1 protein-coding gene is annotated in these 1,073 nt (G+C 54.2%); it reads right to left on the bottom strand.

Translation table 11 applies throughout. The annotated features are described in order from the left end of the window. Positions 1–913: transposase (locus tag NN484_RS27205; RefSeq protein ID WP_274658365.1), on the bottom strand; the 913-nt coding region annotated here is incomplete at its 3' end. Between the last annotated feature and the right edge of the window lie 160 nt (positions 914–1,073).

Raw genomic sequence — 1,073 nt, 5'->3', positions numbered from 1 at the left:
GATTTTTCATGAGGGCGAATGCCACTCGGCAAAGCTTACGGGCGAGGATGACCAAGGCTTGAGTTCTGGCCAGACCTCTTGCCAAGTAGGACTCATAGAACGGTTTCCAAACAGGAGATCGGCAGGCAGCCATTGCGGCATTGTGTGCAAGACGTCGTAACTCTCCATCGCCCTTTTTGCTTAGGTGGCGAGGGCTATGTTTCTTTCCTGAATCCTTTGCCCTCAGGTCCATTCCTAAAAAAGCGATGAACGCATCTGCGCTGGCGAAATGACCTCGCATGAACGTGGTAGCCAAGCCCGTGGCCGTCAACTCTCCGATCCCTTCAATCGCCTTGCAGCGCCTGATATTTTCGGTGATACCCGCCTCTTCGCTGACTTCACGCAGCAATTTCTGAATCACCTGATCAGAGCGTTTGAAGTGTTCCAGCTCTTGGGCCGAGAGATCTTTCAAAAGAGCTTCGCTTGACCAGCTCAGCATGAGGCCAGCGTGTTTTTTTACCAGCTGTGCACGTTTGTTAAGCAGGCTTTTCAGCACAGTGTAGAGCTGCGGCGGTGGACTCCAGACCCGAAGCCGTTGCTGCTCACTGGAAAGATAACGCGCCAGCAGGCGTGCATCGCAGGGGTCGGTTTTTGCTCTCTGACCAACACCTTCGCGGTAATGACTCACCCGGTAAGGGTCCACAACATAAACACGGTGCCCCATACCGTGAGCCAGTTCGGCCGCATCCAAGTGGTAGAGGCTGGTGGCCTCCAGGGCAACCGAGCTTTGCGCTGGCAGGGTCTTGAGCCAACGGCCAATAGCTACTCGATCGTTGCTGATGATCTGAATATTTTTCAGGTCTTCGCGGTAAACGACGATTTCGGCCTTGGCCACATCGATACCAACCACCGTTGGCGAGGTAAGGATTGTCATGACGAATCCTCGGAGCTAGGGTTTAGGTGCTTGTTGGGGTCTACCGTAGCGCTGGCTTGCCTCTATCGTCGGTTTTACCGATGAATTCCTTATCGGCGCTTTAGGTAGAAGGGGCGGGACGAGAAGTCTCCCACGGTCCGTACTGGCTAGAGTCGGAATC

The organism is Pseudomonas serboccidentalis (genome assembly GCF_028830055.1).
Taxonomy (GTDB): domain Bacteria; phylum Pseudomonadota; class Gammaproteobacteria; order Pseudomonadales; family Pseudomonadaceae; genus Aquipseudomonas; species Aquipseudomonas serboccidentalis.
This window is presented reverse-complemented; position numbering and strand designations above follow the sequence as displayed.